38 protein-coding genes are annotated in these 25,686 nt (G+C 38.1%); all 38 read right to left on the bottom strand.

The window, feature by feature from the left end:
* Window positions 1-485: 485 nt before the first annotated feature.
* The 38 genes from rplQ to HMPREF9078_RS05785 all read right to left on the bottom strand — a co-directional run bounded on the left by rplQ (window position 486) and on the right by HMPREF9078_RS05785 (window position 25,287).
* Window positions 486-971, bottom strand: coding sequence for a 50S ribosomal protein L17 (gene rplQ / locus HMPREF9078_RS05965; protein ID WP_002675077.1), 486 nt, complete (start codon window positions 969-971; stop codon window positions 486-488).
* A gap of 31 nt (window positions 972-1,002) precedes the next feature.
* On the bottom strand, window positions 1,003-1,995 hold the full coding sequence (locus tag HMPREF9078_RS05960) for a DNA-directed RNA polymerase subunit alpha (protein ID WP_009411648.1): 993 nt from the start codon (window positions 1,993-1,995) through the stop codon (window positions 1,003-1,005).
* A 22-nt stretch (window positions 1,996-2,017) separates the two neighbouring features.
* On the bottom strand, window positions 2,018-2,623 hold the full coding sequence (gene rpsD / locus HMPREF9078_RS05955) for a 30S ribosomal protein S4 (RefSeq protein WP_009411647.1): 606 nt from the start codon (window positions 2,621-2,623) through the stop codon (window positions 2,018-2,020).
* Between the two features lie 84 nt (window positions 2,624-2,707).
* Window positions 2,708-3,109 (bottom strand): 30S ribosomal protein S11, encoded by a 402-nt coding sequence (gene rpsK, locus HMPREF9078_RS05950; protein WP_002675071.1) that lies wholly within the window; start codon window positions 3,107-3,109, stop codon window positions 2,708-2,710.
* Between the two features lie 13 nt (window positions 3,110-3,122).
* A complete protein-coding gene (gene rpsM, locus HMPREF9078_RS05945; protein ID WP_002675068.1) occupies window positions 3,123-3,497 on the bottom strand; it encodes a 30S ribosomal protein S13 in 375 nt (124 codons plus the stop codon).
* A gap of 2 nt (window positions 3,498-3,499) precedes the next feature.
* Window positions 3,500-3,616 carry a type B 50S ribosomal protein L36 gene (ykgO, locus tag HMPREF9078_RS11625; protein ID WP_002676536.1) on the bottom strand — a complete coding sequence of 39 codons (117 nt, stop codon included), beginning with the start codon at window positions 3,614-3,616 and terminating at the stop codon, window positions 3,500-3,502.
* Window positions 3,617-3,891: 275 nt separating this feature from the next.
* A complete protein-coding gene (gene infA, locus HMPREF9078_RS05940; protein WP_002675066.1) occupies window positions 3,892-4,107 on the bottom strand; it encodes a translation initiation factor IF-1 in 216 nt (71 codons plus the stop codon).
* A gap of 7 nt (window positions 4,108-4,114) precedes the next feature.
* Complete coding sequence (gene secY / locus HMPREF9078_RS05935) at window positions 4,115-5,458, bottom strand: preprotein translocase subunit SecY (protein ID WP_002675064.1); 1,344 nt, start codon at window positions 5,456-5,458, stop codon at window positions 4,115-4,117.
* A 10-nt stretch (window positions 5,459-5,468) separates the two neighbouring features.
* Entirely contained in the window at window positions 5,469-5,921 is a 453-nt protein-coding gene (rplO, locus tag HMPREF9078_RS05930; RefSeq protein ID WP_009419807.1) for a 50S ribosomal protein L15, read from the bottom strand.
* Between the two features lie 17 nt (window positions 5,922-5,938).
* A complete protein-coding gene (gene rpmD / locus HMPREF9078_RS05925; protein WP_002675060.1) occupies window positions 5,939-6,121 on the bottom strand; it encodes a 50S ribosomal protein L30 in 183 nt (60 codons plus the stop codon).
* Between the two features lie 11 nt (window positions 6,122-6,132).
* Window positions 6,133-6,657, bottom strand: coding sequence for a 30S ribosomal protein S5 (rpsE, locus tag HMPREF9078_RS05920; protein ID WP_009419806.1), 525 nt, complete (start codon window positions 6,655-6,657; stop codon window positions 6,133-6,135).
* Window positions 6,658-6,662: 5 nt separating this feature from the next.
* Complete coding sequence (gene rplR, locus HMPREF9078_RS05915; protein ID WP_002679484.1) at window positions 6,663-7,019, bottom strand: 50S ribosomal protein L18; 357 nt, start codon at window positions 7,017-7,019, stop codon at window positions 6,663-6,665.
* 11 nt (window positions 7,020-7,030) lie between these two features.
* Window positions 7,031-7,573, bottom strand: coding sequence for a 50S ribosomal protein L6 (gene rplF / locus HMPREF9078_RS05910; RefSeq protein ID WP_009411645.1), 543 nt, complete (start codon window positions 7,571-7,573; stop codon window positions 7,031-7,033).
* A gap of 21 nt (window positions 7,574-7,594) precedes the next feature.
* Entirely contained in the window at window positions 7,595-7,993 is a 399-nt protein-coding gene (rpsH, locus tag HMPREF9078_RS05905; protein ID WP_002675052.1) for a 30S ribosomal protein S8, read from the bottom strand.
* Between the two features lie 20 nt (window positions 7,994-8,013).
* Window positions 8,014-8,283, bottom strand: a complete 270-nt coding sequence (gene rpsN / locus HMPREF9078_RS05900) for a 30S ribosomal protein S14 (RefSeq protein ID WP_009419805.1) — start codon at window positions 8,281-8,283, stop codon at window positions 8,014-8,016.
* A 4-nt stretch (window positions 8,284-8,287) separates the two neighbouring features.
* Window positions 8,288-8,839 (bottom strand): 50S ribosomal protein L5, encoded by a 552-nt coding sequence (gene rplE / locus HMPREF9078_RS05895; RefSeq protein ID WP_002675047.1) that lies wholly within the window; start codon window positions 8,837-8,839, stop codon window positions 8,288-8,290.
* 1 nt (window position 8,840) lies between these two features.
* Window positions 8,841-9,155 (bottom strand): 50S ribosomal protein L24, encoded by a 315-nt coding sequence (gene rplX, locus HMPREF9078_RS05890; protein ID WP_002675045.1) that lies wholly within the window; start codon window positions 9,153-9,155, stop codon window positions 8,841-8,843.
* Window positions 9,156-9,171: 16 nt separating this feature from the next.
* Window positions 9,172-9,540, bottom strand: coding sequence for a 50S ribosomal protein L14 (rplN, locus tag HMPREF9078_RS05885; protein ID WP_002675043.1), 369 nt, complete (start codon window positions 9,538-9,540; stop codon window positions 9,172-9,174).
* Between the two features lie 2 nt (window positions 9,541-9,542).
* Entirely contained in the window at window positions 9,543-9,800 is a 258-nt protein-coding gene (rpsQ, locus tag HMPREF9078_RS05880) for a 30S ribosomal protein S17 (RefSeq protein ID WP_002675041.1), read from the bottom strand.
* A 14-nt stretch (window positions 9,801-9,814) separates the two neighbouring features.
* On the bottom strand, window positions 9,815-10,006 hold the full coding sequence (gene rpmC / locus HMPREF9078_RS05875) for a 50S ribosomal protein L29 (RefSeq protein ID WP_002675028.1): 192 nt from the start codon (window positions 10,004-10,006) through the stop codon (window positions 9,815-9,817).
* Between the two features lie 10 nt (window positions 10,007-10,016).
* Window positions 10,017-10,436 (bottom strand): 50S ribosomal protein L16, encoded by a 420-nt coding sequence (rplP, locus tag HMPREF9078_RS05870; RefSeq protein WP_002675025.1) that lies wholly within the window; start codon window positions 10,434-10,436, stop codon window positions 10,017-10,019.
* 20 nt (window positions 10,437-10,456) lie between these two features.
* Complete coding sequence (gene rpsC, locus HMPREF9078_RS05865) at window positions 10,457-11,197, bottom strand: 30S ribosomal protein S3 (RefSeq protein WP_002679516.1); 741 nt, start codon at window positions 11,195-11,197, stop codon at window positions 10,457-10,459.
* Window positions 11,198-11,205: 8 nt separating this feature from the next.
* Window positions 11,206-11,616, bottom strand: a complete 411-nt coding sequence (gene rplV, locus HMPREF9078_RS05860) for a 50S ribosomal protein L22 (RefSeq protein WP_002675020.1) — start codon at window positions 11,614-11,616, stop codon at window positions 11,206-11,208.
* Window positions 11,617-11,624: 8 nt separating this feature from the next.
* Window positions 11,625-11,903 (bottom strand): 30S ribosomal protein S19, encoded by a 279-nt coding sequence (gene rpsS, locus HMPREF9078_RS05855; RefSeq protein ID WP_002675018.1) that lies wholly within the window; start codon window positions 11,901-11,903, stop codon window positions 11,625-11,627.
* A gap of 11 nt (window positions 11,904-11,914) precedes the next feature.
* Window positions 11,915-12,742, bottom strand: a complete 828-nt coding sequence (gene rplB / locus HMPREF9078_RS05850; protein WP_002675016.1) for a 50S ribosomal protein L2 — start codon at window positions 12,740-12,742, stop codon at window positions 11,915-11,917.
* A 21-nt stretch (window positions 12,743-12,763) separates the two neighbouring features.
* A complete protein-coding gene (gene rplW / locus HMPREF9078_RS05845; RefSeq protein ID WP_002675014.1) occupies window positions 12,764-13,051 on the bottom strand; it encodes a 50S ribosomal protein L23 in 288 nt (95 codons plus the stop codon).
* Window positions 13,052-13,058: 7 nt separating this feature from the next.
* On the bottom strand, window positions 13,059-13,688 hold the full coding sequence (gene rplD, locus HMPREF9078_RS05840) for a 50S ribosomal protein L4 (protein ID WP_009411642.1): 630 nt from the start codon (window positions 13,686-13,688) through the stop codon (window positions 13,059-13,061).
* Window positions 13,688-14,305: a 50S ribosomal protein L3 gene (gene rplC / locus HMPREF9078_RS05835; protein ID WP_009419804.1), complete on the bottom strand. Its 618-nt coding sequence runs from the start codon at window positions 14,303-14,305 to the stop codon at window positions 13,688-13,690. The genes rplD and rplC overlap by 1 nt, the downstream gene beginning before the upstream one ends.
* Before the next feature lie 172 nt (window positions 14,306-14,477).
* Complete coding sequence (rpsJ, locus tag HMPREF9078_RS05830) at window positions 14,478-14,789, bottom strand: 30S ribosomal protein S10 (protein WP_002675011.1); 312 nt, start codon at window positions 14,787-14,789, stop codon at window positions 14,478-14,480.
* 12 nt (window positions 14,790-14,801) lie between these two features.
* Window positions 14,802-16,922: an elongation factor G gene (gene fusA / locus HMPREF9078_RS05825; protein ID WP_009419802.1), complete on the bottom strand. Its 2,121-nt coding sequence runs from the start codon at window positions 16,920-16,922 to the stop codon at window positions 14,802-14,804.
* An 8-nt stretch (window positions 16,923-16,930) separates the two neighbouring features.
* Window positions 16,931-17,407, bottom strand: a complete 477-nt coding sequence (gene rpsG, locus HMPREF9078_RS05820) for a 30S ribosomal protein S7 (protein ID WP_002675008.1) — start codon at window positions 17,405-17,407, stop codon at window positions 16,931-16,933.
* 32 nt (window positions 17,408-17,439) lie between these two features.
* Window positions 17,440-17,847, bottom strand: a complete 408-nt coding sequence (gene rpsL / locus HMPREF9078_RS05815) for a 30S ribosomal protein S12 (protein WP_002675007.1) — start codon at window positions 17,845-17,847, stop codon at window positions 17,440-17,442.
* A gap of 901 nt (window positions 17,848-18,748) precedes the next feature.
* On the bottom strand, window positions 18,749-19,297 hold the full coding sequence (locus HMPREF9078_RS11320) for a hypothetical protein (protein WP_048747797.1): 549 nt from the start codon (window positions 19,295-19,297) through the stop codon (window positions 18,749-18,751).
* A 7-nt stretch (window positions 19,298-19,304) separates the two neighbouring features.
* The gene (locus tag HMPREF9078_RS05805) at window positions 19,305-20,672 is read right to left on the bottom strand and encodes a hypothetical protein (RefSeq protein WP_060475472.1); all 1,368 of its coding nucleotides are present in this window, start codon (window positions 20,670-20,672) and stop codon (window positions 19,305-19,307) included.
* Window positions 20,673-20,739: 67 nt separating this feature from the next.
* On the bottom strand, window positions 20,740-21,009 hold the full coding sequence (locus HMPREF9078_RS05800) for a hypothetical protein (RefSeq protein ID WP_009419799.1): 270 nt from the start codon (window positions 21,007-21,009) through the stop codon (window positions 20,740-20,742).
* Between the two features lie 51 nt (window positions 21,010-21,060).
* The gene (gene pheT / locus HMPREF9078_RS05795) at window positions 21,061-23,493 is read right to left on the bottom strand and encodes a phenylalanine--tRNA ligase subunit beta (protein ID WP_009419798.1); all 2,433 of its coding nucleotides are present in this window, start codon (window positions 23,491-23,493) and stop codon (window positions 21,061-21,063) included.
* 86 nt (window positions 23,494-23,579) lie between these two features.
* Window positions 23,580-24,167, bottom strand: a complete 588-nt coding sequence (locus HMPREF9078_RS05790) for a transposase (RefSeq protein ID WP_009419797.1) — start codon at window positions 24,165-24,167, stop codon at window positions 23,580-23,582.
* A 205-nt stretch (window positions 24,168-24,372) separates the two neighbouring features.
* The gene (locus HMPREF9078_RS05785) at window positions 24,373-25,287 is read right to left on the bottom strand and encodes an SPFH domain-containing protein (RefSeq protein WP_002675001.1); all 915 of its coding nucleotides are present in this window, start codon (window positions 25,285-25,287) and stop codon (window positions 24,373-24,375) included.
* Between the last annotated feature and the right edge of the window lie 399 nt (window positions 25,288-25,686).

Raw genomic sequence — 25,686 nt, 5'->3', positions numbered from 1 at the left:
GCTCTCTATAAGCTAACCCCACCCTCCTTACAGCTCATTTTTTACTTTTTACCTGAATTACTTCTTCCGAACTTCTTCGTTTCCTTCCGAACCCTCCTAACAATTCTAATACATCGCTTTTGCGCTACGCACTTTGCCAAAGTTTGAAATTTTGGCAAAGTTGATGTTCCAAAAAGTTACCTCCCCATTCCCCCATTTTCTCACTCTCTAATTTCCAAATTTTCTCATTTTCTAATTTTTCCCCTGCCTGTGCGACTCGCACCTTTGGCAAGGTTAATCATCAGTATTTCTAGTATTATTGACTTTTCCAGGCAACTTGTTGCCTATTTGTTCGATTTTTTAAAGATTTGTACGATTTCTGTAGCGTAAGCTACACTTTATATAAAAGACTAAAAAACGCCTTTAAAAAGATTCTTACACAATAAAAAAGGGCTTGCCGTTGGCAAGCCCTTTTTTATAATTTACGAACCTAATAAACTGCAATATTATTCAGTAGCTTCAGCAGTAGCCTCTGGTTTAACTTCGGCTGTAGCTGGAGTTTCTTCAGCAGTTGCTTTCTTTCTACCACGGCGGGTAGTTTTCTTTTTAGCGGTTTTAGCTACGTTGTAAGTAGTGTTGTAATCTACAAACTCAATCATAGCCATTTCAGCGTTATCGCCCAAACGGTTTCCTAATTTAATGATACGAGTGTATCCACCTGGGCGGTCGCCTACCTTTACAGCCACTTCTTTGAAAAGCTCGGTAACAGCATATTTATTGCGCAATTTACTAAAAGCGATACGACGGTTGTGAGTGGTATCTTCTTTAGATTTGGTTACCAAAGGCTCTACAAATAATTTTAAAGCCTTTGCTTTTGCCAAAGTAGTGTTAATGCGTTTATGCTCAATCAGTGAGTTCGCCATATTGGCAAGCATTGAATTTCTGTGAGCAGTTTTTCTTCCTAAATGATTAATTTTATTTCCGTGTCTCATTTTTCCTTAGTTAAAATATCGCAAGAGCGAGTTAATCTTTATCCAATTTATACTTCGAGGTGTCCATACCAAACACTAAACCTTTATTGACTACCAACTCATCAAGCTCAATTAATGATTTCTTTCCGAAGTTTCTAAACTTCATCAAATCGGCTTTATTGAAAGATACCAAATCACCTAATGTTTCTACTTCGGCAGCTTTCAAACAATTGAGCGCACGAACAGATAAGTCCATATCCACCAACTTAGTTTTTAGTAACTGGCGCATATGCAATGATTCTTCATCATAAGTATCAGTTTGTGCTATTTCATCAGCCTCTAAAGTAATTCTCTCGTCGGAGAAGAGCATAAAGTGATGAATGAGTGTTTTTGCAGCTTCTGTAAGTGCTTGTTTAGGGTGTATAGACCCATCAGTTTTAATTTCAAAGACTAACTTCTCGTAGTCTGTTTTTTGTTCAACACGATAATTTTCAATAGAATATTTCACATTTTTAATAGGGGTAAAAATTGCATCAGTAGCAATTACACCTATCGGCGCATTTGGTTTTGCATTTTCCTCAGCCGAAACATAACCGCGTCCTTTTTCAATAGTAATCTCTATTGTAAAAGAAGCTGAAGAATCCATATTGCAAATCACCAAATCAGTATTTAATACTTGAAAACCTGAAAGAGCTTTTTGAAAATCACCGGCAGTCAATTGTCTTTTACCAGAAACAGTAATAGTTGCTGTTTCGTTTTCTATATCCTCAATCTGGCGTTTAAAACGTATTTGTTTCAAATTGAGAATAATTTCAGTAACATCTTCTCTTACTCCTGATATAGTAGAAAATTCGTGTCCTACTTTATCAAATTTCACAGAAGTGATTGCAAAACCTTCTAACGAAGAAAGCATAACTCTTCGTAATGCGTTACCTATTGTTAAACCATACCCTGGTTCCAAAGGGCGAAACTCAAATCGTCCTTCGAAATCAGATGATTCAATCATTATAACTTTATCTGGTTTTTGGAAGTTGAATAATGCCATAATTTGACTGCTGTCTTTATTATTATTTAGAGTACAACTCTACGATTAACTGTTCTTTAATATTTTCAGGAATCTGAATACGTTGAGGTACTGCTACGAAAGTACCTTCTAATTTTTCAGGGTTCCAAGTGATCCATTCGTATACGGTGCTGTGAGCAGCCAATGAATTTTCGATCACACTTAAAGATTTTGATTTTTCGCGAACGCCTACTACATCACCTGGTTTAAGAGAGTAAGACGGAATGTTTACAATATTTCCGTTTACAGTGATGTGACGGTGAGATACCAATTGACGGGCTGCACTACGAGTAGGAGCGATGCCCATACGGTATACTACATTGTCTAAACGAGATTCGCAAAGTTGAAGAAGCACCTCACCGGTAATACTTTTACTTCTTTTTGCTTTTTCATATAGATTATGGAATTGTTTTTCTAAAATACCATAAGTATATTTAGCTTTTTGTTTTTCTTGTAGCTGGATAGCATATTCAGAGCGTTTTGCTCTACGGCGTGCCAAACCGTGTTGTCCGGGAGGATAGTTTTTTCTTTCAAAAGATTTATCATCTCCGAAGATAGCTTCACCAAATTTACGAGCTATTTTTGTTTTTGGTCCTGTATATCTTGCCATTTTAAATTGTTTAAATAAAAGGTAGTTATGAATTAAGGCATTCCTTCGATAACAACTCACCTTTCTTACTTGTTAGTATTGAAATTAGACTCTACGTTTTTTAGGAGGGCGACATCCGTTGTGAGGTAATGGAGTAACGTCGATAATTTCAGTTACTTCTATACCTGCATTATGAATAGTACGGATAGCAGATTCTCTACCATTACCCGGTCCTTTCACGTATACTTTTACTTTTTTAAGACCTGAGTCAAAAGCTACTTTAGCTGCATCTTCTGCGGCTACTTGGGCAGCGTAAGGAGTGTTCTTTTTAGAACCTCTGAAGCCCATTTTCCCTGCTGATGACCACGCAATTACGTCTCCTTTTTTGTTGGTAAGAGAAATAATAACATTGTTAAAAGTAGCTGAAACGTGTGCTTCGCCTACTGACTCAACCACTACTTTTCTCTTCTTAGAGACTTTTGCATTCTTTGCATTTTGTTTTGCCATACTCTACTACTTATTATTTAGTTGCTTTCTTCTTGTTCGCAACAGTTTTTCTTTTACCTTTTCTTGTACGAGAATTGTTTTTAGTTTTTTGTCCGCGCAAAGGCAATCCGTTACGATGGCGGATACCGCGATAACAACCGATGTCCATCAAACGTTTGATGTTCAATTGGATTTCGGAGCGCAATTCTCCTTCAATTTTATAAGACGCAACCACTTCGCGAATACGAGTGATTTCGTCATCATTCCATTCGCTTACTTTTGTGTCTTCGTTTACTTGAGCTCTACTTAAGATTTCTTTAGCTCTACTTTTTCCAATACCAAAAATATAGGTTAAACCAATAACCCCTCTTTTGTTTTTTGGTAAGTCAATACCTGCAATTCGTGCCATAATTATCCTTGTCGTTGTTTAAATTTAGGATTTTTCTTGTTAATTACGTACAATCGTCCTTTTCTGCGCACAATGATGCACTCTGAACTTCTTTTTTTAATTGATGCTCTAACTTTCATTTCGTTTTGTTTATATCAATAGAGTGCGCAAAACTACAATTTTTTTTTGTAATAGCCACATTTTTAGCTCACAAAAATGCAATTATACATTCCGCTCACTCATTTTTAAGCATAAAAAACCATATTCAAGATACTGAATACAAATGCTTTATACTAAAAATACTACAAATAAAAAATTCTTTTTTATGATTATAATTTCTCACAGATATTACTAAAATAGGAAAATATCTGTGAGAAATTAACAACCAAAATATTGGAAGAATTCTCTTAATTAACTAATAACGGTAAGTGATACGAGCTTTACTTAGGTCGTAAGGACTCATTTCGAGTTTTACTTTATCACCAGGAAGAAGCTTGATGTAGTGCATACGCATTTTTCCTGAGATATGGGCAATCACTACGTGACCGTTATCCAATTCAACTCTGAACATTGCGTTAGACAAAGCTTCTACAATGGTTCCGTCTTGCTCAATTGCTGCCTGTTTAGCCATATATTAATTAAGATACTTTTCTGTTTTTACCTGTTTTCATCAAACCATCATAATGGCGATTGAGCAGATATGAATTTACTTGTTGCATAGTATCAATTGCAACCCCTACTAAGATGAGTAGTGAGGTACCACCGTAGAACAATGCCCATTGGTCTTGCATTCCGATGATTTTAAGCAGAGAAGGGAATATTGCTACCAAGGCTATAAATATAGAACCTGGGAGAGTAATAAGCGACATAATTTTATCTAAATAGTCGCCTGTTTCTTTACCTGGACGTATACCTGGTATGAAACCTCCACTGCGTTTTAGGTCATCGGCCATTTTGTTTGTAGGCACTGTGATTGCAGTATAGAAATACGTAAAGAGTATAATCATAGCTGCAAATAGCAAGTTGTACCAAAATCCGAAGACGTTTGAGAAGGCTGCTTGAACACTTTTTGCAAATTCTGACTGTGATAGTCCGGCTACAGTGGCTGGGATAAACATCAAGGCTTGAGCGAAGATGATAGGCATTACCCCTGCAGCGTTAATTTTTAAAGGAATGTATTGGCGAGCTCCGAAGATGTTTCTCTCGTTAGTAGTTCCACCATCAGCTGTTCTGCGCGCATACTGTACTGGGATTTGACGTACTGCTTTGATTAGATAAATACAAAGCAAAATGATTACAAACCAAAGAATTATTTCGATAAGAATCAATAGAGGTCCTCCATTACCAGTAAGGCGAGAGGCTGTTTCAGACAAGAATGCGCGAGGCAAGCGAGCGATGATACCTACCATAATGAGGAGGGAGATACCGTTACCTATTCCTTTATCGGTGATTTTCTCACCTAACCACATTGCAAAAATAGTTCCTGTTACTAAGATAAGCACTGCTGGAACAATAAAATTGAGTCCCTTACCTAAAAGGAAGGCAGAATCAGGGACTCCTAATCTATTGATACCGTATAAGTATACAGGTGCTTGTACAATACATATTGCAATAGTAAGCCATCGAGTGATTTGGTTTATCTTTCTTCGTCCGCTTTCACCTTCTTTTTGTAGTTTTTGGAGATAAGGAATAGCGATTCCCATCAACTGTACTACGATAGAAGCCGAGATGTAGGGCATAATCCCGAGTGCGAATACTGAGGCATTAGAGAAAGCGCCCCCTGTAAAAGCGTTGAGGATGTCGAGCAATCCGCCACCTGAGGTTTTCGTTGCTAACTCGTGGAGTTGAGCGGAGTCGATACCAGGGAGGACGATGTGAGCTCCAAAGCGATAAACTAACAAAATTCCGAGAGTTAAAATAATTCTATTTTTTAACTCTTCAATTTTCCAAATGTTGGTTAGGTTCTCGATAAACTTCTTCATAAATTGAATATTACAAGGTTACAGCTTCACCACCAGCTGCTTCGATAGCAGCTTTAGCACTTGCTGTAAACTTATGAACAGATATTTTTAGCTTAGATTTTAGTTCTCCACCACCTAATATTTTCACCAAGTCAGTTTTTTTAACGAGGTTTAGTTGAACTAAGATTTCAAGGTCTACTTTATCAGTAATTTTACCATTATCAACGAGTTCTTGTAGTCTACCCAAGTTGATACCTACGTATTCCTTACGGTTAAAGTTTTTAAAACCGAATTTTGGTACGCGTCTTTGGAGGGGCATTTGTCCACCTTCGAAGCCAATCTTATTAGAAAAGCCTGAACGAGATTTAGCTCCTTTGTGACCACGGGTAGCGGTTCCACCTTTACCGGAACCTTGACCGCGACCTACGCGCTTCCCTTCTCTGTGAATTGAACCCTGTGCGGGTTGTAAATTACTCAAGTTCATAACTTTGTATAAAAATATTATTTAACTTCTTCTACAGAAATTAAGTGTTTTACCTTATTGATCATACCAAGTATACTTGGTGTAGCTTCGTGTTCCACGGTTCTACCGATTTTGGTAAGTCCTAAAGCCTCGAGGGTAAGTTTTTGGTCTTTTGGACGTTTGATGCTACTTTTAATTTGTGTTACTCTAAGTTTTGCCATTGCTATAAAAATTAACCTTTAAACAATTTTTCTAAAGAGATGCCACGTTGAGCAGCAACAGTTTTAGCGCTACGCAACTGCAATAAAGCATCGAAAGTAGCTTTTACCACGTTGTGAGGGTTAGAAGAACCTTGTGATTTAGAAAGTACGTTATGGATACCTACGGATTCCAATACGGCACGTACTGTACCTCCTGCGATTACTCCGGTACCCTCAGTAGCTGGTTGTAAGAATACACGAGCTCCGCCGTATTTTCCTTTTTGTTCGTGGGGCAAGGTAGTACCGTTAAGAGGGATACGCACTAAATTTTTCTTAGCGTCTTCTACTGCTTTAGTAATAGCTTCAGAAACCTCCTTAGATTTTCCTAAACCGTGACCAACCACGCCGTTTTCGTCGCCTACTACAACGATAGCAGAGAAACCGAAAGCGCGACCACCTTTAGTTACTTTAGTAACACGTTGTACTCCTACCAAACGGTCTTTCAATTCCAAACCACTTGGTTTTACATATTCTACATTTTTATATTTCTGATACATAGTTATTAGAATTTAAGTCCGCCTTCTCTAGCACCGTCGGCTAATGATTTTACACGTCCGTGGTAAAGGTATCCCCCGCGATCGAAGGATACTTTTTCGATACCTTGTTTTAAAGCTTTTTCAGCAATAGCTTTACCGACCAATGCTGCTTTTTCAGTTTTAGTACCTTTGGCGGCACTAATTTCTTTATCACGTGAAGATGCAGCCAACAGAGTAGTTCCTTTAGTATCGTCTATGATTTGTACATAGATTTCGTTATTACTTCTGAAAACAGCCAAACGAGGTTGTTCAGCAGTACCTTTTACTACTTTTCTGATTCTGCTTTTAATACGTTGTCTTCTTTCTATTCTTGATAATGCCATTGTTCTAACTATTAAGCTGATTTACCTGCTTTTCTTCTCAACTCTTCGCCTACAAATTTCACACCTTTACCTTTGTAAGGTTCAGGTTTGCGGAAGCTACGGATTTTAGCCGCTACTTGACCGAGTAGTTGTTTGTCGTGAGAAGTTAATTTAATGATAGGGTTTTTACCTTTCTCGTTGATTGTCTCGAGTTTAATTTCTTTTGGCAATTCGAGAATGATGTTGTGAGAGAAACCGAGGGCTAAATCTAACTTTTGTCCTTGGTTAGCTGCACGGTATCCAACCCCTACTAACTCTAATTCTTTAGTGAATCCTTCAGAAACACCTACGACCATATTATGAACTAAGGCACGGTATAATCCGTGTTTAGCGTTTTGGTCTTTGGTAGCATCTGTAGTTTCAAACACTAAATGTCCATCTTCTTGCTTTACAGCAATGTCTTTAACCTCTTGGGTTAATTCGCCTAACTTCCCCTTTACGGTTACAACGTTATCTTTGATAGTAACGGTAACGCCTGCGGGAATATTGATGGGTGCTTTACCTATTCTTGACATTCTTTATTGTCTTTTTATTGATTAGTAAACGTAACAAATTACCTCTCCACCGATATTGAGTTCTCTAGCTTTTTTACCTGTCATCACGCCTTGTGATGTAGAGATGATAGCAATACCCAATCCGTTTAATACTCGAGGTAGGTTATCAGCGCCAGCGTACTTTCTCAGACCTGGACGGCTGGCTCTTTCAATATGCCTAATAACGGGTTCTTTAGTCACTTTGTCGTATTTCAAAGCTATTTTGATAGTACCTTGAACAGTAGAGTCATCAAATTTATAGCTAAGAATGAATCCTTGGTCGAAAAGGATTTTAGTAATTTCCTTTTTGAGTTTAGATGCAGGGATTTCTACGACTCTATGACCTGCGCTATTAGCATTTCTAATTCTTGTTAAATAATCTGCGATAGGATCTGTATACATAAATTTGTCCTTTTAAATTATTACCAACTTGCTTTTTTTACACCAGGAATTAATCCTTTGTTTGCCATTTCGCGGAATAACACACGTGAAATTCCAAAAGTGCGCATATACCCTTTAGGGCGTCCTGTAAGTTTGCAACGATTGTGCAGACGGACAGGAGAAGCATTTTTAGGGATTAGCTGAAGTGCTTCATAATCAGCAGCTTCTTTTAGAGCTTTGCGTTTAGCAGCATATTTAGCTACTAACTTTTGACGTTTCACCTCGCGGGCTTTCATTGATTCTTTAGCCATATACTTAGTTCTTTTTAAAAGGTAATCCTAATTCGCTTAATAATGATTTAGCTTCTTTATCAGTGTGAGCTGATGTAACGAAGGTAATATCCATACCTGCAATCTTGTTGATTTTATCAATGTCGATTTCAGGGAATATGATTTGTTCGGTAACGCCTAAGTTGTAGTTACCTCTACCATCGAAGCCATTTGCTTTCACGCCTTGGAAGTCTCTTACACGAGGAAGAGCTGTAGTGATAAGGCGGTCTAAGAACTCATACATTCTTTCGCCACGAAGGGTAACTTTGGCACCGATAGCCATACCTTTACGGAGTTTGAAAGAAGCTACGTCCTTTTTAGAATAAGTGGCAACAGCTTTCTGACCAGTAATTTTGGTAAGTTCGTCTACAGCATAGTCGATTTGTTTTTTATCGGCTACGGCTGAACCAACACCGCGGCTCACAACTATTTTTTCAAGTTTAGGAACCTGCATTACGTTTTTATAGCCAAATTCTTCTTTTAGAGCCGCAATGACGCGCTCTTTGTATTCTTGTTTTAATCTAGGTACGTAAGCCATATTATATTACTACATTAGATTTTTTAGAAATTCGCACTTTTTTACCGTCACGTACTTCGAATCCTACACGAGTAGTTTTTTTCGTTTTAGGGTCGATGAGGGCGAGGTTAGAAATGTGAATAGATGCTTCTTTTTCTACGATTCCACCTTGAGGTTTTTGAGCGTTAGGTTTGGTGTGCTTTTTCACCAGGTTAACTCCCTCAATAATCGCTCTGTTCTTCTCGCGATCTACACGTAATACTTTGCCTTCTTTACCTTTTTCGTCTCCAGCAATTACTTTTACGGTATCTCCAGTTTTAATTTTTAGTTTCATCATTTACTTTAGTTAAAAATTAAAGCACTTCTGGTGCTAATGAAACGATCTTCATAAATTGTTTATCACGAAGTTCTCTCGCTACAGGTCCGAACACACGGGTACCTCTCATTTCACCAGCTGCGTTCAAGAGAACGCAAGCGTTTTCATCAAATCGGATATAAGAACCATCGGCACGGCGTACTTCTTTCTTAGTTCTTACAACCACCGCGGTAGAAACTTGTCCTTTTTTTACGTTTCCGTTAGGGGTAGCTTCTTTGACGGTAACTACAATCTTATCGCCAACAGAGGCGTATCGGCGCTTAGTACCACCGAGTACACGGATTGTTAGCACTTCTTTAGCGCCAGTATTATCGGCTACTTTTAGTCTTGATTCTTGTTGTACCATAATTACTTAGCTCTTTCAATGATTTCTACTAATCTCCAGCATTTGGTTTTGCTCAATGGACGTGTTTCCATTATACGCACAGTATCACCAATGTTGCAATCGTTTTTTTCGTCGTGCGCAACATATTTTTTAGTGCGCAACACGAACTTACCATACATAGGGTGTTTTACACGTTTCACTTCTGAAACTACGATAGATTTATCCATTTTGTTGCTTGTAACAACCCCTATTCTTTCTTTTCTTAAATTTCTTTTTTCCATAAGGCAGGTTCGAATTATTGTAATTCTCGTTTAGTTAGCTCACAAGCCAATCTCGCGATAGTTCTTCTTACGTTACGTAATTGAATTGGTTTTTCCAATGACGAAATTGCGTGTGCCATTTTCAAATCTGCATACGATTTCTTAAACTCACCAAGCTTTTCTTGTAGCTCAGTTATTGTCAATTTGTTAATTTCAGACTGTTTCATTGTTCTTTAATTAATTTTGATAATCTCTTGCTACAACGAATTTTGTTTTCACGGGTAGCTTTTGAGCTGCGAGGCGTAGCGCTTCTTTGGCTACGTCGAGCGGCACACCGCCTACCTCAAACATTATTCTTCCTGGTTTTACTACGGCTGCCCAGTATTCTACGGCACCTTTACCTTTACCCATACGTACTTCCAAAGGCTTTTTGGTAATAGGTTTATCTGGGAAGATTTTGATCCAAAGTTGACCTTCACGTTTCATATAACGGGTAGCAGCTACACGAGCTGACTCGATTTGGCGAGAAGTGATGAATGCTGAATCTAACGATTTAATTCCGAAAGTACCATTAGAAAGGAGCGCCCCGCGGTGAGATACACCTTTCATTCTGCCTTTTTGTTGTTTACGATATTTCGTTCTTTTTGGCTGTAACATCTTTCTTGTTCTTTAAAAAATTACTTTTTACGACGCGCTCTTTTGGGTGCACCAGCAGGCTTGTCAGTTGATTTACCAGAGAAGTTTCCACCGGTGGCTTTTTTAGTCATACCTACGAGTGGGGAGAGTTCTCTTTTACCATAGATTTCGCCTTTCATAATCCACACTTTGATTCCCATACGACCGTATGTAGTGTGAGCTTCGTCAATAGCGTAATCAATATCAGCTCTAAAGGTTGAAAGAGGGATACGACCTTCTTTAAAGCTTTCGGAACGTGCCATTTCGGCTCCATTCAAACGACCTGAAATCATTACCTTGATACCTTCGGCATTCATACGCATAGCGGAAGCGATAGCCATTTTGATAGCGCGTTTGTAAGAAACACGACCTTCGATTTGGCGAGCGATGCTTGCTGCAACAAGAGCTGCGTCGAGCTCAGGGCGTTTGATTTCAAAAATGTTGATTTGGATGTCTTTACCAGTGATTTTCTTAAGTTCTTCTTTCAACTTGTCTACCTCCTGGCCGCCTTTACCGATAATAATACCAGGACGAGCGGTGGTGATAGTAACGGTTACAAGTTTGAAAGTACGTTCGATAATCACGTGAGCAACACTAGCTTTAGATAAACGAGCGAGAACATATTTTCTGATTTTATCATCTTCAGCGAGTTTATCTCCGTAATCATTGCCTCCATACCAGTTAGACTCCCATCCTCTGATAATTCCTAGGCGATTTCCGATTGGATTTGTCTTTTGTCCCATAGTTTATCTTAGCTTTCTGTGTTAAAATTTTTAGCTCCAAGTACCAAAGTTATGTGGTTAGAGCGTTTTCTAATTCTGTGTGCTCTTCCTTGTGGAGCTGGGCGTAAGCGTTTAAGGATAGCGCCACCATCCACACGGATTTCTTTGATGAATACTCCTGCTTCTTCCAAATTAGCGTCCTCGTTTTTAGCTTGCCAGTTAGCAATAGCTGAAAGCAACAATTTTTCTAAACGAGCGGCTGCTTCTTTTTGGTTGAATTTCAAAATAGCCAAGGCTTTGTCTACTTGCTGACCGCGAACTAAATCCGCTACTAAGCGCATTTTTCGAGGAGAAGTAGGGCAGTTATTTAACTTCGCGAAAGCCAAGCTTTTTTTAGCTTCTTTAATTTCGTCTGCTCTTAATTTTTTTCTAACTCCCATAGCCTTAATTATTTTTTACCTTTATTTTTTGCACCTGCATGTCCACGGAAGGAACGAGTAGGTGAAAATTCTCCTAATTTATGTCCCACCATATTTTCAGTGATGTATACAGGGACAAACTGACGACCGTTGTGAACTGCAATAGTTTGGCCAACGAAGTCTGGAGTAATCATAGAAGCGCGTGACCAAGTTTTGATAACGTTTTTCTTACCAGACTGTATATTTTGTTGGATTTTCTTTTCCAAGCTATAGTGAACGTAAGGTCCTTTTTTTAATGAACGTGCCATTTGTTAGTCTCTTATTTTTTTCTGCGTTCTACAATATACTTATTACTTGCTTTGGTTTTAGAACGAGTTCTATAACCTTTCGCTGGGATACCTTTACGTGAGCGTGGGTGACCACCGGTAGCACGACCTTCACCACCACCCATTGGGTGATCGACAGGGTTCATAACTACAGCACGTGTACGAGGACGGCGTCCTAACCAGCGTGAGCGACCTGCTTTACCTGAAAGTACCAATTGGTGATCAGAGTTTGATACGGCTCCTATGGTTGCGAGGCAAGTGAGGAGGATCATACGAGTTTCACCTGAAGGTAGCTTTACAGTAGCATACTTACCATCTTTTGCCATTAGTTGAGCAAAAGTTCCTGCAGAACGAGCGATGTTAGCTCCTTGTCCAGGGCGCAATTCAATACAAGAAATTACAGTACCGAGAGGGATTTGAGAGAGCGGCATTGCGTTACCGATTTCAGGTGCGATGTTTTCTTGACCTGAAACGATTACTTGATCTACTTTCAAACCTGCTGGAGCGATGATGTAACGTTTTTCGCCGTCGGTGTATTGAACAAGAGCAATGAATGCTGTTCTGTTAGGGTCGTACTCGATAGAAACTACTTTGGCATCTACGCCGAATTTGTTTCGTTTGAAGTCGATAATACGGTACTTTTTCTTATGACCACCACCAATGTAACGCATGGTCATTTTTCCTTGATTGTTTCTACCACCAGTCTTTTTCAACGGAACGAGCAAGCTCTTTTCCGGCTTATCAGTAGTAATGGTGTCGAATTCGTTTACTACTCTAAAACGCTGACCGGGGGTAATCGGTTTTAATTTTCTAACTGACATTTTTGTCTATTTGTTAAATACTTATATATTACTATAAAAATCTATAGTTCCATCTTCTACTTGCACAACTGCTTTTTTAACAGCGTTAGTTTTAGCGATTTGCAAGCCTGTTTTTGTATAACGAGTAGATCGTTTAGGTCCGTAGTTAAGAGTACGCACGGATTTCACTTTAACGCCATAAGTAGCTTCAACTTCATTTTTGATTTGAATCTTGTTAGCGTCCTTAGCTACTACGAACGTATAGCAGTTTCTCAACTCGCTATTGTCGTTTGCTTTTTCTGTATTTACAGGTTTAATTAATACGCTCATTTCCTTCTTATTTTGTTAAAATTGACTCTAAAACTGCTACTGAGCTCTCAGTAAGTACTACGTTTGAAGCATTCACTAATTGATAAGTGTTTAACTCTGAAGCGGTTACTACACTTGAAGTAGGTACGTTACGAGAGGACAAATATACATTATTATTTGTATTTGGTAACACAAAAAGTGATTTTTTATTTTCTAAGCCCAAAGATTTTACAACTGCGGTGAAATCTTTAGTTTTTGGAGCGTCGAAATTTAAATCTTCAACTACAACGAGGGCTTGGTTTTGTAGTTTAGCACTGAGGGCAGAACGGCGAGCCAAGCGTTTTACGTTTTTAGTAAGTTTTTGTGTATAGTCTTTAGGACGAGGACCGAATATGCGTCCACCACCCACAAATACAGGAGATTTTACGCTACCTGCACGAGCTGTACCAGTACCTTTTTGTTTTTTGATTTTGCGAGTACTTCCAGCCACTTCGTTTCTTTCTTTAGCCTTGTGAGTACCTTGACGTTTGTTAGCTAAATAGCGTTTAACATCTAAGTATACTACGTGATTATTAGGCTCAATACCGAACACAGCATCAGAAAGGGTTACCTTTCTACCTGTTTCTTTTCCTTGTATATTTAATACTGCTACTTCCATTATTTGTGAATAGTTACGTAAGCATTTTTGTGACCTGGAATACAACCTTTTACTACTAAAAGATTTTTCTCAGTAACCACTTTCAATACTTTCAAGTTTTGTACTGTTACCTTTTCAGCTCCCATACGCCCAGCCATACGCATACCTTTGAATACGCGAGAGGGATAAGACGAAGCACCTACTGAACCTGGTGCTCTGAGGCGGTTATGCTGACCGTGAGTAGTTTGACCTACTCCGCCAAAACCGTGGCGACGCACTACCCCTTGGAAACCTTTACCTTTAGAAACGCCTGTGATATCCACAAACTCTCCTTCGGTGAAGAAATCGACGGTGATAGTATCACCTAATTTGTAATTGTCTTCAAAACCTTGGAATTCAACAACTTTTTTCTTTACAGAAGTACCTGCTTTTTTGAAGTGACCAAGCTCTGCTTTGGTAGCACGTTTTTCTGCTTTGTCATCGAAACCAAGTTGAAGAGCATCATAGCCATCAACCTCTTTGGTTCTGACTTGGGTAACTACGCAAGGACCTGCTTCGATGATGGTACAAGGTATATTTTTACCGTTCTCATCAAAAATGCTGGTCATTCCTACTTTTTTTCCGATTAACCCAGACATAAAATTAAATATTAAATTAGTTATTAGTTCTTTTTTAATTGACAATTAACAATTGATTATTGACAATTATTATAATGTTTCAGGGTCAAAAAATGCTCGAGACTTTTTAACCCTGAATCATTTTTATCCGTTTTTCCCTAACCCACAGTTTCGGGACATTTTAGTAAAGTTATCAAACTTTGATTTCTACTTCTACACCACTTGGCAATTCCAATTTCATCAAAGCATCAATAGTTTTTGATGAAGAGCTATAGATATCTAAAAGACGTTTATGAGAGCTCAATTGGAACTGTTCACGTGCTTTTTTATTTACGTGAGGTGAGCGCAACACAGTAAAGATTTTCTTGTGTGTAGGTAATGGAATAGGACCTGTAACTACTGCACCTGTTGCTTTTACTGTTTTTACGATTTTCTCAGCAGATTTATCTACCAAGTTATGGTCGTAAGATTTTAACTTTATTCTTATTTTTTGTTGATTACCCATTTTTTCAATAAATTAGTTGCCTCTGGCATTTTTAATTACTTCGTCTGCAATGTTTGAAGGAGTTTCAGCATAATGAGAGAACTCCATTGTAGAAGTAGCACGACCTGATGAAAGAGTGCGAAGCGCTGTTACATAACCGAACATTTCAGATAGTGGAACAAATGCTTTAATTACTTTAGCACCGTTACGATCGTCCATATTGTTTACTTGACCACGACGGCGGTTCAAGTCTCCTACGATATCACCCATATTTTCCTCTGGAGTAATAACTTCCAATTTCATAATAGGCTCCATCAATACAGCTTTTGCAGCACGAGCAGCTTCTTTGTACCCCAATTTGGCTGCCAACTCGAATGACAATGAGTCTGAATCGACAGGGTGGAATGAACCATCGATAAGAACAATCTTCATCGCGTCCATTTCGAAGCCTGCCAAAGGCCCGTTCTTCATTGCTTCTTTGAAACCTTTTTCAACTGATGGGATATACTCTTTAGGAATGTTACCACCTTTGATTTCGTTTACGAACTCAAGACCTACTTTGCCTTCTTCGGCTGGTTCCATACGGAATACGATGTCGGCAAATTTACCACGTCCACCTGTTTGCTTTTTGTAAACTTCGCGGTGGTCAGCTTTAGCAGTGATAGCCTCTTTATACTCTACTTGAGGTTGTCCTTGGTTTACTTCTACTTTGAACTCGCGTTTGAGACGGTCTACAATGATATCCAAGTGCAACTCACCCATACCAGAAATGATAGTTTGCCCAGAAGCTTGGTCAGTTTTTACTTGGAAGGTTGGGTCTTCTTCAGCGAGTTTAGCTAAAGCCATACCTAATTTATCAACGTCGGCTTTTGTTTTAGGCTCTACAGCGATACCGATTACTGGATCAGGGAATACCATACTTTCGAGTACGATAGGATATTTCTCATCGCAAAGGGTATCACCCGTTTTGATATCTTTAAAACCTACTGCAGCCCCTATATCACCTGCTTCAATATATTCGATAGGGTTTTGTTTATTAGCGTGCATCTGGTAGATACGAGAGATACGCTCTTTGTTATTTGAACGAGTGTTCAACACATAAGAACCTGCATCGAGGTGACCAGAATAAGCGCGGAAGAATGCTAAACGACCTACGTAAGGGTCAGTAGCAATCTTGAATGCCAAGGCTGCAAAAGGAGCGTCAACGGCTGGCTTGCGGAGTGCAGGCTCACCTGTTTCAGGATTAGTACCCTCAATAGCTTCTTTATCAAGCGGTGATGGCAAATAACGACATACCGCATCAAGCATAAATTGTACTCCTTTATTTTTGAATGATGAACCGCATACCATAGGAATGATAGCCATATCCATTACTGCTGCGCGCAATGCCTTATGGATTTCGTCTTCAGTAATTGAGCTTTCATCTTCCATAAATTTCTCAAGTAATCCTTCGTCATAGCCCGCTACCTCTTCAATTAATTGAGCGCGATATTTGGCTACATCCTCTTTCATATCGGCAGGAATTTCTACTACGTCGAAAGTAGAACCTGAATTTTCTTCGTGCCATACGATGGCGCGGTTTTTAATCAAATCTACAACACCTTTAAAATCTGCTTCGTCACCGATAGGCAATACGATAGGAACCGCGTTAGATTTGAGCATATCTCTCACCTGGTTGCAAACGTTGAGGAAATTAGCTCCTTGACGGTCCATTTTGTTTACAAACCCAATACGAGGTACTTTGTAGTTATCAGCCAAACGCCAGTTGGTTTCCGATTGAGGTTCTACCCCATCAACGGCAGAGAAAAGGAATACTAAGCCGTCAAGTACACGTAAGGAACGGTTTACCTCAACGGTAAAATCGACGTGGCCTGGGGTATCGATAATGTTGAAGTGATACTCTTTAGCATCGGCGGTAGGTTTACCATTTTCGGTAGGGAAGTTCCATTTACAGGTAGTAGCCGCTGAAGTAATAGTAATACCGCGTTCAGCCTCTTGTTCCATCCAGTCCATAGTAGAAGCACCATCGTGTACTTCACCAATTTTATGCGTTTTACCGGTATAGAAAAGGATACGCTCGGTAGTAGTGGTTTTACCGGCATCGATATGTGCGGCAATACCTATGTTTCTTGTATATTTTAAATCTCTACTCATCGTGTTAATTAAAATCTAAAGTGTGAGAATGCCTTGTTAGCTTCAGCCATACGGTGCGTATCCATTTTTTTCTTCACAGCAGCACCTTCTTCTTTAGAGGCAGCGATAATTTCGGCAGCCAATTTCTGAGCCATTGATTTCTCATTGCGTTTACGAGCGAAACCGATGAGCCATTTCATCGCCATAGACACTTTGCGGTCTGGGCGGATTTGCATAGGAATTTGGAAGGTAGCACCACCCACACGACGTGAACGCACCTCAACGTGAGGCATCACATTGCTAAGAGCGTCTTTCCAAACATCTAATGCCGACTTTTCGTCGTTATTCTTCTTTTGTTCTACGATATCAATTGCGTCGTAGAATACTTTAAAAGCCACTGACTTTTTACCGTCCCACATAAGGTTATTCACGAAACGCGTAACCAATTGGTCGTTAAACTTAGGGTCTGGTAAAAGGGGGCGTTTTTTAGCCTGTCTTTTTCTCATTTCTTTTCAGTTAAAAGATTTTGTGTGTTAAATTACTTTTTCTTTTTGTCGGCGGGAGCTGCTTGTCCTGGTTTAGGGCGTTTCGCACCGTATTTAGAACGGCGTTGCGTTCTACCTGCTACCCCAGCCGTATCGAGAGCACCACGAACAATGTGGTATCTAACACCTGGTAAATCTTTTACCCTTCCGCCTCGTACCAATACTATCGAGTGCTCTTGGAGGTTGTGACCTTCACCAGGTATGTAAGCGTTCACCTCATTGCCATTAGTCAAGCGAACACGAGCTACTTTACGCATAGCTGAGTTCGGCTTTTTAGGCGTTGTGGTGTACACACGTGTACATACACCTCGGCGTTGTGGGCACGAATCCAAAGCAACCGATTTACTCTTCTTGGTAATTCTGGTTCTTCCTTTTCGTACTAATTGTGAAATTGTTGGCATAATTTACAATACTATATATTTGTTTATTTGTTTACTTGCTGTTAGTCCTTAGAGATTAGTCCATAGGACTTAGAGGTTTGGACTTAATTATCCAAAGCGGGTGCAAAAGTACAACTATTTTTTAAAACTGCAAAACCAACTGAAATATAAGTAATAGGAGATAAGAAGTAAGAAATTATGAATTCCTATAGTTCTTCATAGATACAATGCAATTTTATAGACTGAATATCAGCCGTTTATATGCTAAATATCTACTAAACACTTTATATTATAACAACTTATATCTCCTACATTTTTGTTACAAATATCACAAAATAATTAGTAGTTCTGTTAATGCAAGAGAGATACAGAATCTTTTTTTGAATATATAAAGGTATACACATTCCTTTAACGTCATTTCGACATAACAAAATTCTAACCTACAATCATATTTGCATTACAAACCTCTGAGCTCTGTACTTTACATACCTAATTGTAAGTCTCCTATTTTCCCTTCCCGTTGCGATAGCTTCCTTTATTCGACCCCGTCCAACTCCTCTCCGAGCTTCTTCAACTAATCTGCTAATTTTTTCATTCCCTCATTTTTAAATTTGCTAATTTTCCATCTGCCTATCGTGCCACGACCTTTTTCTTTCGTCTAGCAACCCTATTATTAGTATTTTTCTCTTAACTTTTACTACTAACTATCAACCACTTACATAGCCTTCGTATAACAATCATCCAAGATTCGCATAAACTTCCTGTAAGCTTTGTATAAGTTAAGCATAAGATTTCTTCAAACAAAAAAGCAACTTTCTTCACCATTTAAAGTTTCGTTTTCTTTCTTTTAATTAAATGTCAAAACATAAAAAAAAGACGACATAAAATGTCGTCTTTTCTCCTATAAATATAATATCTCTTGTTAAAAAATTACATATGAAAACTCAAAACCAACAGTAGGGAAAACTTTTTTAGCTTTTGTCTTTAAGTTATCATATTTCCCCAAACCAATATGTGTTTCAAAAAGCATATCTTTCCCTAAAGGAAGTTGTATTCCCCAATGAAACTCATTAATCATCACCGTACCATAAGTTCCTCCAAAACTAAACTTATTTTGAAAGGCAATATAATTCCCTACATTGTTAATGATAGAACTTTCACGCTTGACGCGCTTGGCTCGGTTATAAATATATCTTGCCGATAGGCGCGTAAAAGGACTAAACCACCTATCTGATTTCATTGAAACACCTATCGTTTCGCCATCATAAGGGTTATCAGTAAGATGATTCATTAAACCTCCACCCAAACCCGCCGTAAGCAAAAATCTATTACTCACCGGTTGCTGATAGGTTACATCAAGTCCTTGAAAGCTCAACCCTACTTGCAGTTGTTGTTTTAATGGTTCTATTTCTTGAGTTTGAGCGATAGCAAAAAAAGGAAATAGACATAATAAAAAGTATTTTCTTTTCATATTATCATTATTCACTTATTATAAATTTACTTCCTCCCCATTCTCCATCATAAAATGCACCAGTTTCTATATCTAAAGATACCTTATTTACCTTCCTCCAAGAAGTATCAATACCCAAACCAATACTTTGTGAACTTCCTTTTACACTATAACCGATAGTTAATTCATTTAATCTTACATTTTGTGGTATCTTAAACGTTCTACTAGCAACAGCTAAGCCTCTTACCTCTTCTATTTCATTTGTTATTTTATATGAAGCTACCATTATTTCGTTTGTATCTATATCATTTTGTAATACAATCAATCCCTTAGGTTTCTCTGAATAACTACCTGCCACTTGATTAAATAAAGTATACGCTTGCTTCATAATATCTGTATTCTTAACACCAAAATTCTTACCCATTGCAGTCACAACAACAACCTCTTTCACTTGATTCTCAAAAAAGCCTGTAAAATCAAAACTAACATTATATTTGGGAGTAAATGTTTGAGGTATTATAGGTTGAAAAGATTGAGCGGCAGATGCTATTTCTTCTAATGAAGGAGTATAATCTATTACAACAGAACTATTATCATCTTTTCTAAAAACATTAGATACAAAAACAGCAACTTTATGATAAGAATTATTTATAATCTTCTGTACTTCTGTATAGAATTTTTCTAAGTCTTTTACGGGTACACTTATTTTTAACTTCAATCTTCTTTCATCAAAAGACAGATTAGCTTCATTAATCTTTAAATAAACTTTTTTTGCATCTCTCCTAGAATACCAACCTAACCAAGTTTTTTGTTTAAATTTAGCCTGTGCATAAACATCAGTGAATAGATAATAATCCTCAACAGCAAACGTAGTTCTTAATTTTCTCTTACCTCCTTTAAATTTATATTCACAAACATAAGATCTACCAAATATATTATCTATCCAACTTGCTTTTTCATTAACACAAGTATTATAGTGAGATGTAGATAAAGGAAATTCTTGATTTCTTATTGCATCGTATAATTGTCGTGTTTTTTCTTCACCATAATCAAATGGATAAGGATTGCCACTATGAAGTTTCATTCCCATAGAATCTAATTCTCTTGGGGTGTAAAGCCTTATAAAACCTCCTATCTGTTGAGTTCCAGAAGATGAACTAGGACGAGAAGTAACTGAACCTATACTTTTTTTTGATTCAAGATAAGCATCTAACATTTTTTGTTTATCAGCCTTAACTATATAAACTCCTTCTTCTGTATATCTATAAATTGAATCTCCTACTTGAATTTCTCCCTTTGCATTTAATAAAGATGAAAATTTATCATTTTTTATTAATTCATAATCTTCTTCATCTTCATCAACATCTAAAGAAGGCCTTCTACTTAACATAGACATAGATAAATAGTTACTAGCATTTATCACATTTCTCCGTGCTAACAACAATTCATTGTATTGCTTTTCGTCAATTTTTTTCTATGGGCTCATAAGGAAGAAACCCTTCTTCATAAAAAGAAGCTATTTGTCCTTCATTTTTTTCATATGAATCTATAAACATTTTCACATTCTCTCTGTTTGTGAAGTTTAATACATTCATTTCTTTATTATATTCAACAAAATTCTCTTTCCTTTCAATAGGGGGATTTTGTATATCCTCAACGGAATCTTGTTTTTGACAGCTAATAAAACTAACTAATACCGTTAGTATATAAAATAAATTATTCTTTTTTTTCATCTTTAAAAATTGTTTTTGATATTACTTTTTATTATTTCATTACTAATATTTCTACTCTCTTAATGCTGCGCCAAATTGTTTTTCAAAAGCATCTTGGAGGCGTTGCATCGTTTTGTCGATTTGTTTATCTGTAAGAGTTTTATTGTTGTCTTGAAGTACAAAACTGAGGGCATAGCTCTTCTTGCCTTCGGGTAGTTTGTCGCCTTGGTACACATCAAAAAGATTTACGTGTTTTAAGAGGTTTTTCTCGGTAGCATATGCCTTTTCGTAAAGGTCGGCGAAGGTTACTTTCTCATCGAGCAAAAGGGCTAAATCACGACGTACTTCGGGGTATTTAGCAATTTCCTTGTATACCACTTTATGGTCTTGCACTTGTTCTAAAATCACTTCCCAATGCAAATCAGCTACAAGCACCTCTTGTTTAATATCGAAATCTTTAAGCACTTTGCTTTTTACTACTCCTATCGTTCCTAAAAGGGTCTCCCCTATTTGCCAACGGAAGCCTTCACTACTCAACGTGTCGTTAGCTTCTAAAGGCAAAATAGTGATTTCCTTCAAGCCGAGACGTTCGAAGAGAGATTCTACCACTCCTTTGAGCTCAAAGAAAGAGGTTTTTTGAGCGGGAGCACCCCAATACTCAGGTTGGGTATTGCCTGTGAGATATAACACCAAATGCTTGTTTTCAGTATAATTACCATCGATATAGTGATAGTTCTTGCCAAACTCGAACAACTTCAAATCGGAGCGTTTGCGGTTGTTATTATAAGCAATCACTTCTAAGCCTGAAAACACTAGATTTTTACGCATATAGCCCAAATCGCTACTCAAAGGATTGAGGAGTTTTACTGCTTGCTCTGGATTTTCGGCATAAGTAGTAATCTCTTTTTCTGACACAAGACTGTTGGTCATTATCTCAAAGAAGCCTTTCGCTACCAACTGGTCGGCTACCACATTTTGTATATTGTGGTCGTCGTATTTGTTAGAATACGACATTGTAGCATTTAGCTTTTCAGAGAAAATGACATTGTTGTAGCCATAGATACGAAGGATTTCCTCTATTACATCGGCTTCACGCTGTACATCTACGCGGTACGAAGGGACTGACAAACCTAACCCACGTTCGGTAAACGAATTTACTTTGATATCTAAAGAGTGTAAGATAGCCTTAATCGTATCGCGTGAAATCTTCTGACCAATAAGTTTATCTATTTTCTCAAAAGTAAGAAACACCTGAAAATCTTCTTGCTTTTTAGGATAAAAATCTATCACATCTGATGATATAACCCCTCCTGCAATATTTTCAATCAGTACTGCGGCATACATTAGGGCGTATTTACAATCTTCTATATTAATACCGCGCTCAAAGCGATAAGAAGCATCGGTATTGATACCGTGACGTTTGGCTGTTTTGCGCACCGATACAGCATCGAAATAAGCACTTTCTAAAAATACATTGCGAGTAAAATGAGTGATACCTGAGTTTTCACCGCCTAATACCCCTGCTATACAGAGAGGTTTTTCGGCATCACAAATCATAATGTCTTCAGCGTTGAGGGTGCGTTCTACTCCGTCGAGGGTTTTAAACTTTGTGCCTTCGTCGACATTCTTTACAATCACCTTGCGACCAATAATATGGTCGGCATCAAAAGCGTGAATAGGTTGTCCCATTCCGTGCAGTACGTAGTTTGTAGCATCTACTACGTTGTTCTTAGGAGTAATGCCTATGGCTTTGAGCTTGTTTTGTAACCATTCAGGCGATTCGTCTACGCGTACATTACTAATGGTAACGCCGGTATAGCGAGGTACGAGTTTTTTGTTCTGCACCTCTATATCTATTTTAAGTGAACGGTTATCGACGTGGAATTTTGTAATAGAAGGGGTGATGAGCTCTAATGAAATACCTTTTTGCATCAAGCCTGCACGTAAGTCGCGTGCTACGCCATAGTGGCTCATTGCATCGGCGCGGTTAGGAGTCAGTCCTATTTCAAACACTTCGTCGGTTTCTACTTCAAACACCTTACTGGCAGGGGTACCTACTTCCCATTTACTGTCGAGCACCATAATGCCATCGTGACTTTCGCCTAAGCCGAGTTCGTCTTCAGCGCAAATCATACCGTAACTCTCTTCGCCACGAATTTTACCTTTCTTAATTTCGAAAGGCTTACCTTCTTTGTCGTAGAGTACTGTGCCAATAGTAGCTACAAGTACTTTCTGCCCTTGTGCTACGTTAGGAGCTCCACAAACGATTTGCAAAGGAGCTTCGCCTCCTACGTCTACTTTGGTGATTTTAAGTTTATCGGCGTTAGGGTGTTTTTCGCATTCGAGTACGTGACCTACCACTACCCCTTTGAGTCCCCCTTTTACGCTTTCGAAGTGTTCAATCCCTTCTACTTCTAAGCCTAAATCAGTAAGGATGACCGCTGTATCTTCAGCAGGCATTTCTAACTTCAAATATTGTTTTAACCAGTTATATGATATTTTCATAGTTGTTTTTTTTCAATCTTCAATCAAGCGTTACTACACTTTGGCAAAGTTTGAAACTTTGCCAAAGCTGAATAACTTATTTATTATTATTCAAGTTCAAATCGGTATAAACTTTCTTTTTTATGGCAGTATTTAAAGTTCTCTATTCCTTCAAATAATAGTAATACTTCATTTCTTGCTACAGATGTTGGACTTGTGGACAAAATGCTTTTATATGAAGAGAATAGATATTCTTCTATTTTTTGTTGTATATCCAAAGGATTTCTATTTACATATACTATAACCTGTCTTAGGTAAGATTCATCTAAAATCTTTTTGCGTTTAAAAGGTCTTTCAAACAATGAGCCGTGTCGTTCAAAACGTTTATTAAAAGCTTGGGTATAACTACTAATAAGTTTACCTACTTGTTTACTAACAACAGAGTCTTCTGAATGTAAGCCTTTTAAATTTGATGAAGGTATAGAGGTTTTATCTTTTACTTTTATGACCAAATGAAAATGATTAGGCATTAGACAATAAGCAAATACTTCTATATAATCAAGTAGATATTCTTTTACTTTCCGTAAGAAATAATAGCTATTTTCATTATCATTAAAAACAGTACAGCCGTTTATTCCTCGATTATAGATATGATAAAAACAATTTTGTTCTAAAAAATCTTGTCTAATATCCATTTTAAGTTTTTGGGGGTTTCAACTTTGCCAAAGGTGCGAGTCGCACAGGCAAAAACTTTGGCAAAGTGTATACCAATGTGTATACCTGTGTATACCGCAAAAAGTTATTACAGAGTGCAAAATTAGTAATTTTAGCAATAACCACAAAAAAAGCTATTCAAAAAAAAATGAATAGCTTTTAAAATCTATATTATTTAACAGTGAGTTAGTCGTTTTTCTTCTTCTTCAAGGTTTCGGTTACTTGAGCTGAAGCGGTAAAGGAGGTAATCATATTGTTGAGCATCTCACTACCAGCTTCGGGTGAGTTAGGAAGTAGGATAAGATTACTATTGGTTTGCTGACCTACGGCTTGCAAGGTATCGTAGTGTTGAGTAACCACAATAAGCGCTGAAGCTTCTTGCGAGCTGATACCTACTTTATGCAATACGTCTACACTCTCTACCAATCCGCGAGCAATTTCACGACGCTGGTCGGCGATACCTTGACCTTGCAAGCGTTTGCTTTCGGCTTCTGCTTTTGCTTTTTCGACGATGAGGATGCGTTGTGCATCACCTTCGTATTGAGCCGCTACTTTTTCGCGTTCGGCGGCATTGATACGGTTCATTGCGGCTTTTACTTGGGCATCGGGGTCGATATCGGTTACTAAGGTTTTGATGATGTCGTAACCGTAAGTTTCCATTGATTCTTGTACTTCGCGTTTTACGGCGATGGCGATATCGTCTTTCTTAACGAATACATCGTCGAGTTTCATCTTAGGGACTTCGGCGCGGACTACGTCGAATACATAGCTGGTAATTTGGTCGTGTGGGTATTCAAGCTTGTAAATGGCATCGTATACTTTTTCTTTGATCACCACGAACTGTACTGATACTTTGATTTTGACGAACACATCGTCCAAAGTTTTGGTTTCGACAATGACATCGAGCTGTTGGATTTTGAGGCTGATGCGAGCGGCTACTTTATCGATGATAGGTATTTTCATTTGTAAACCCGAATGACGAATGCTTTCGAATTTACCGAAACGTTCTACTGACACGGCGGTTTGTTGGCGCACAGTGAAGAAAGTAGATAGCAAAAATACTAATGCAAAAAAGAATAAAATGTAAAATAAATAGGGCATAATGTGAAATTTTATGGGTTATTAACGGCTACAAATGTACTTTCTTTTTTTGAATTGTGCAAGAAATATGAGAACAGAATTTTGAGTTTAAAATAATTTGAAGAGAATGAGGAAATTAGAGAATGAGAAAATGAGGAAATGGTGTGTGCTTGAGTTAGAGGGATGAGGCTGTGCCTCAGAAATTAAACAAAATTTAAACAAAATCAAGGCTACGCCTTATGAAATGGGGAGAGGTTGGTTGGGGTTTTTGAGGAAAAATTAGCAAATTAGAGAATGAGAAAATGAGGAAATTAGCAAATGGGGGAAGCGTTGAGGGGTTCGGAAGGAAACGGAAAAGTTCGGAAGAGAGCTGAGAGAAGTTTTGCTGAAAAAAGGGTGTAAGATGGGTGGGGTTAGCTT

Origin of the sequence: Capnocytophaga sp. oral taxon 380 str. F0488, assembly GCF_000318255.2 — a bacterium.
GTDB classification, from domain to species: domain Bacteria; phylum Bacteroidota; class Bacteroidia; order Flavobacteriales; family Flavobacteriaceae; genus Capnocytophaga; species Capnocytophaga ochracea.
Note: the sequence above shows the minus strand (reverse complement) of the source record. Positions and strands in the feature narration are given on the sequence as shown.